Origin of the sequence: Flavobacterium sp., assembly GCF_049590715.1 — a bacterium.
Classification (GTDB): Bacteria; Bacteroidota; Bacteroidia; order Flavobacteriales; family Flavobacteriaceae; genus Flavobacterium.
The window spans coordinates 1-6,352 of the sequence record NZ_JBAWDL010000039.1 but is presented as its reverse complement, the minus strand read 5'-3'; the positions used below and the strand labels follow the sequence as shown (position 1 = coordinate 6,352).

The 6,352-nt window shown below is 36.3% G+C and carries 5 protein-coding genes; 4 read left to right on the top strand and 1 reads right to left on the bottom strand.

Annotated elements, in window-relative coordinates; all coding sequences use genetic code 11:
• Positions 1-156 precede the first annotated feature (156 nt).
• Positions 157-588, top strand: coding sequence for a thiol-disulfide oxidoreductase DCC family protein (locus WBQ70_RS02205; RefSeq protein ID WP_423909956.1), 432 nt, complete (start codon positions 157-159; stop codon positions 586-588).
• Positions 589-783: 195 nt separating this feature from the next.
• Here the strand turns inward: WBQ70_RS02205 and ytxJ are convergent, their stop codons facing one another.
• Positions 784-1,170, bottom strand: a complete 387-nt coding sequence (gene ytxJ / locus WBQ70_RS02200; RefSeq protein WP_423909954.1) for a bacillithiol system redox-active protein YtxJ — start codon at positions 1,168-1,170, stop codon at positions 784-786.
• Positions 1,171-1,318: 148 nt separating this feature from the next.
• On the opposite strand from ytxJ, the gene clpB reads away from it, so the two are divergent.
• The 3 genes from clpB (at position 1,319) to WBQ70_RS02185 (ending at position 6,336) form a co-directional block, all read left to right on the top strand.
• Positions 1,319-3,916 (top strand): ATP-dependent chaperone ClpB, encoded by a 2,598-nt coding sequence (clpB, locus tag WBQ70_RS02195; RefSeq protein ID WP_423909951.1) that lies wholly within the window; start codon positions 1,319-1,321, stop codon positions 3,914-3,916.
• Positions 3,917-4,267: 351 nt separating this feature from the next.
• A complete protein-coding gene (locus WBQ70_RS02190; protein WP_423909948.1) occupies positions 4,268-5,311 on the top strand; it encodes a tyrosine-type recombinase/integrase in 1,044 nt (347 codons plus the stop codon).
• A 128-nt stretch (positions 5,312-5,439) separates the two neighbouring features.
• Complete coding sequence (locus WBQ70_RS02185) at positions 5,440-6,336, top strand: DUF4365 domain-containing protein (RefSeq protein ID WP_423909945.1); 897 nt, start codon at positions 5,440-5,442, stop codon at positions 6,334-6,336.
• Positions 6,337-6,352: the final 16 nt, after the last annotated feature.

Genomic DNA, 6,352 nt, shown 5'->3' with positions numbered 1-6,352 from the left:
CGTCTCAATAGTTTAAAAAGAGTGGTAAAATAACTTTATAAATTTCCTTAATGTCTATTCCAATACCATACCTTTGAGAGTACAAATTTCACACTACCTTATTTCTTTTTATTTTTGTAAAATGGATGCAATCTGGCATAAAAACAAAAAAACCTAATGACGCTAGAACAACTACAAAACCTACCGAACGACAAAAAGATCATCCTCTTTGATGGTGTATGTAACCTGTGTGATGCTTCAGTACAATTTATTCTTAAAAACGACAAAAAGGATGTTTTTCGTTTTGTGGCGTTGCAGTCTGAGTTAGGAAAAGAAATCATTCAGTATCTCGGGATCAATACTAACAAAACGGATAGTATCGTCTTATATGAACCTGGAAATGCTTATTACTATAAATCGCAAGCTGCTTTAACTATTGCAGGCGAATTAGGAGGAATGATTGGGGTATTAGGTATTTTCAAAATACTCCCTTCTGGATTAAGTGATCGAATTTATGATTACATCGCTAAAAACCGCTACAAATGGTACGGTAAAAAAGAAAGCTGCATGATTCCTACAGCCGAGATTAAAAACAAATTTTTAGGATAAAAAAATAAGCTACGAATTCACGAATAAAACTATTTTAATTCGTGAATTCGTAGCTTTAAGTTATAAAGTACTTTATAGATATGATTTTCTATCCTAATCAAGGCGACTTAAACACAAAGAAAAGTCTATGAATCAAACTTGCAGTAAGCGTAGACGAAATGTATTAAAAACCCTTTTTAATCCGTAACTAAAAAACTAAAGATTCTTCAACGCCTCCGCATCAATATCGCTATGTGAAACATGATAAACCGCTTCTCTATTTTTAATTACAATCAATTGTGGTGATTGGTGCATTACCCCAAAACGAGAGGCAATTTCGTTTGAAATATCGCGGTGTTCCAATAAATCCAAAAAATAAGGTGTAACCTTTTCTTCCGAATCAAATTCATTCTCAAACTGTTTCAACGCCATTCTACTGATGCTACAACGTGTACTGTGTTTGAAAATCGCTACTGGATTTTGTTCTGATAACGTTACAATTTCTTGCAACTGAGCTAAATCATTCAATTCAATCCAGTTAACTTTACTTGTATTCTGTTTTGGAGCTTCACTGCTCCCGAAGATATTTTTCAAAAAACTCATAATTCGTATTGTTTTATGACGTTTTGACATATAAAACTGATAAAAATCAGCTTTTTTACGCCGTTTTGTCCGTAAATTTGAAATGGAATATATTTTGACCCAATCTCTGCAAAGTTAAGTATTAAGTTTAAACCAAATCAACAAAAAGATGAACATAAATAAATTTACCATAAAATCGCAAGAAGCCATCCAGCTCTCGCAACAGCTTACCCAAAGAGTGGGTCAGCAACAAATAGAAAACGAACACCTCTTTAAAGCCATCTTTGAAGTAGATGAAAACGTAGCGCCTTTTATCTTGAAAAAACTGAATGTCAACGTGCCCTTGTTTTTGCAAATATTGGATAGTACGATTGAAAGTTTTCCAAAAGTAACAGGTGGCGAAATCCAATTTTCAAGAGCCGCAGGCACCACACTAAACGAAGCCGAAAACATGGCACAAAAGATGAACGATGAATACGTTTCTATCGAACATTTAATCTTGGCTATTTTTGGTTCAAAAAGTAAGGTTGCCCAAATCCTTAAAGACCAAGGGGTAACCGAAAAAGGTTTAAAAGCCGCTATCGAAGAATTACGTAAAGGCGAACGTGTAACTTCGGCTTCTGCTGAGGAAACCTACAATTCCTTAAACAAATACGCCAAAAACTTGAATCAGTTGGCCAAATCAGGCAAACTCGATCCAGTAATTGGTCGTGATGAGGAAATTCGTAGAGTTTTACAAATCTTAACCCGTCGTACCAAGAACAACCCAATGCTTGTGGGCGAACCTGGTGTGGGTAAAACCGCCATTGCCGAAGGTTTAGCACATAGAATTGTAGATGGCGATGTACCAGATAACCTAAAAAACAAAATTGTTTTCTCACTGGATATGGGAGCCTTAATTGCAGGAGCCAAATACAAAGGAGAATTTGAAGAACGCTTGAAAGCGGTTGTCAAAGAAGTAACTGCTGCCGAAGGGGATATCGTCCTTTTTATTGACGAAATACACACGCTTGTAGGTGCTGGTGGTGGCGAAGGTGCCATGGATGCGGCGAATATCTTGAAACCAGCATTGGCTCGTGGTGAACTTCGTGCCATTGGTGCAACGACTTTGGACGAATACCAAAAATATTTCGAAAAAGACAAAGCCCTAGAACGTCGTTTCCAGAAAATCATCATCGAAGAACCTGATACCGAAAGTGCCATTTCAATCCTTCGTGGAATTAAAGAAAAATACGAAACACATCATAAAGTCCAAATCAAAGACGAGGCCATTATTGCTGCGGTGGAATTATCGCAACGGTATATTACGAATCGATTTTTGCCAGACAAAGCCATTGATTTAATGGACGAAGCAGCGTCAAAAATCCGTATGGAAATCAACTCAAAACCTGAAGAACTCGATGTTTTGGATCGTAAAATCATGCAACTCGAAATCGAAATCGAAGCGATCAAACGTGAAAAAGACGAAAGCAAGATTAAAATCTTAGGAATGGATTTGGCAAACCTCAAAGAAGAGCGCAACCAGATTTACACCAAATGGAAATCAGAAAAAGATGTAGTAGACAACATCCAAGCCGTTAAAAAAGAGATTGAAGATTATAAATACGAAGCCGAACGTGCGGAACGTGAAGGCGATTACGGAAAAGTAGCCGAAATTCGTTACGGAAAAATCAAAGAAGCCCAAGAGCAACTCGACCTTTTACACAAAGACTTAGCCGACAATCAAGCCGATGGAAGTTCGTTGATTAAAGAAGAAGTAACCCGTGAAGACATTGCCGAAGTAGTAGCCAAATGGACTGGAATTCCAGTAATGAAAATGCTCCAAGGCGAGCGCGAAAAACTATTGCATCTGGAAGAAGAATTGCACCACCGTGTCGTAGGACAAGAGGAAGCCATCGAAGCCGTGAGTGATGCCGTGCGTCGTTCTCGTGCTGGATTGCAAGACTTGAAGAAACCCGTAGGAACCTTCCTTTTCCTAGGTACAACTGGTGTGGGTAAAACCGAATTGGCTAAAGCCCTAGCGGAATACCTTTTTGACGACGAAAACGCCATGACCCGTATCGATATGAGTGAGTACCAAGAACGCCACAGTGTGAGCCGATTGGTGGGTGCACCTCCAGGATACGTGGGCTATGATGAAGGTGGGCAGTTGACTGAAGCCGTGCGCCGTCGTCCCTACTCTGTGATTTTGCTGGATGAAATTGAAAAAGCACATCCAGATACTTTCAATATCTTACTTCAAGTGTTGGATGAAGGTCGTTTGACCGACAATAAAGGACGTCTAGCCGATTTCAAGAATACCATCATCATCATGACCTCCAACATGGGAAGCCAGATTATACAAGAGAAATTTGAGAACCTCAAAGGTGGCATTGAAGCCGCTACCGAAGCCGCAAAAACTGAAGTGCTGGGATTACTAAAACAAACCGTGCGCCCAGAATTCATCAACCGTATTGACGAGATCGTGCTCTTCACCCCGCTTACTACCGAAAACATTAAACAAATCGTGGGTATCCAACTCAAATCTGTGATCAAAATGCTAGCCTTACAAGGCATCACCATGGACGCTACGCCAGAGGCCATCGACTATTTATCACACAAAGGTTATGACCCGCAATTTGGTGCCCGCCCTGTCAAGAGAATCATCCAAAGAGAAGTGCTCAACAGCCTTTCCAAAGAAATTCTAGGCAGTCAAATCACCACAGACAGTATCATTTTACTGGATGCATTTGACGGCAACTTGGTTTTTAGAAATCAAACAGCTTAACGGTGTCAAGATGAGTTGCCGTGGTCAGACTGAGCGTGTCGTTTTCAAACTGAACTTCCGTTGTCAGGCTGAGCGTGTCGAAGCCTTCCCTCTTTTAATAAAAACATCCAACCTTAAAACACCATTTCTTACAAGAGTGGTGTTCTTTTTTTTGGAGCATAACGATTGATTTCCATAATAAACTCCCCTCCTGCTCTCGCCTTTATCTCGTTCCGTTCCACTCCACGAGGATACCGGCTCGATCAGGGCTAATTTTAGGACTTTTTTTGCCCTATTTACGTTAAAAAAAAACGTTCTAATCCTAATTATTTATAAGAAAAATAATTATTTTTATGTTTTAAATATCTAAAAATGAATTGGTCAGCAAAACTCACAAAACACAAAGGCAATAACAGAATCGCTGTATATTTTGAAAAAAATACCGACTTAATTATAAGGATCAAACAAATCGATGGAGCAAGATGGAGTCAGTCCTTACTGGCTTGGCATATTCCTGATAATGACAAGAACCGAGAACGATTTAAGATAAAACTACTATCGCATTCGCTTCCATCACCTGAAGGAATTACTCAAATCGAAAAGTTTAAACAATGGATGCGTTCCAAACGCTATGCTGAAAGCAGCATTGCAACCTATAGCGAAGCACTAAAATCATTTTTGGTGTTTTATCGAGAAAAACCTATTACCGAAATTACAAATGAAGATGTAATTATTTACAATAATGAGTATATATTAAAAAACAAACTTTCGGAATCCTATCAAAATCAAACCGTTAATGCTATCAAACTTTTTTTTCAAACTATTAGAGAAACTAAAATGATGATAGACAAAATTCATAGACCCAAACGAGCCAAAGTTCTTCCTAATGTTTTGAGTAAGGAAGAAGTAAAATCAATTTTGGAAGCACACAGCAATTTAAAACACAAAACGATGCTAAGCATGATTTACAGTTGCGGATTGCGAAGAAGTGAACTTTTAAATTTAAAATTCTCTGATATAGATTCCAAAAGAAATATTGTTTTATTAAAAAATGCCAAAGGAAAAAAAGACAGAATCGCACCACTATCACCCAAAATATTAGCAATGCTCCGAGAGTATTACATTGAATATAAACCTAAAATATGGTTGTTTGAAGGACAAAATGCAGGAGAACAATATTCTGAACAAAGTTTACAAAGTGTATTAAAACAGGCCTTAAAAAAAGCAGGCAATACTAAACCCGTTACCTTACATTGGTTACGTCACAGCTATGCCACCCACTTATTAGAAAGTGGAACTGATTTGCGCTATATACAGGAATTACTGGGTCATAGCAGTAGTAAAACTACCGAAATTTATACTCATGTAAGTACAAAAAACATTCAACAAATAAAAAGTCCTTTTGATGATTTGTAAGAAAAAAATAATATATTTGAAAATAAATAAAGTATGACACTTGTCATACATATCTACCCATATTTGGGTGGCTTTGTATGATTTTGTCATACATATATACTAGTTGGCAGTAAGCTTAAACCAAAAATATGGAATTACCAAAAAGAACAAAACAACATATTTCAGAATCTGATTCATATAAACTTTTCCAATCAAAAATTCCTAATAACTGGATAATACGAGAAACAACTGAAAGAGATTATGGAATTGATTGTTATTTAGAGCTTGTCAATGCAAATAATCAACTTACTGGAGAACTGGTTCTCATACAACTTAAATCAAGAAAATCAATTGATTGGACAACTTCCGACACTTACACAATATCCGATATAAAAATATCAACTGCCAATTACTGGAACCAATTTGCAGTTCCTGTTTTTATATTTTTAGCAGATATTCAAGCACAAGAGATTTATTTTCTTTCGGTAAAACATTGGATAAGAAGGAAATTTATAGAATATAGCAAACAAGGAAGTTTTTCTTTCCAATTTGAAAAAGACTTTGCTTTTAATCTTAAAGAAGGGTTATCAAATTTTAAACTTTATTTTTCTTATGAACATAACAGAAAACAATTTGAAAATGAATTAATTTTCTTTTTATCTAACTTAAAATATTATAAAGAATTTTTGTCCGAACATACTAATAGAGACTTCCATCTTGGAATTGAGAGTTCTGATTTGATATATTTTGAAGCAATGCATCGCAATTTTGAATTTCTATGCAATTACCTGTTTATTGGTTTTACAATTCCAAGTTTAAATGATATTAAAACGAAAAGTGAAAAAACATTTGGTGCAGAATTACATTATGAATTATACGAGCACGATATAGCAGAATTAGTTGAAAACTTCCAACATCTAACTTCAACAATAATTGCGTGTTTAAAAATATTTTTTGATGTTGAAGCAGAATATTGGATTAGAAAAAACCTAACAGTTTTAAATTACCTAAATAATATCGGAGAAGACGGAAGTTTACCTTACTAAAAAGCCTACTGCCAAC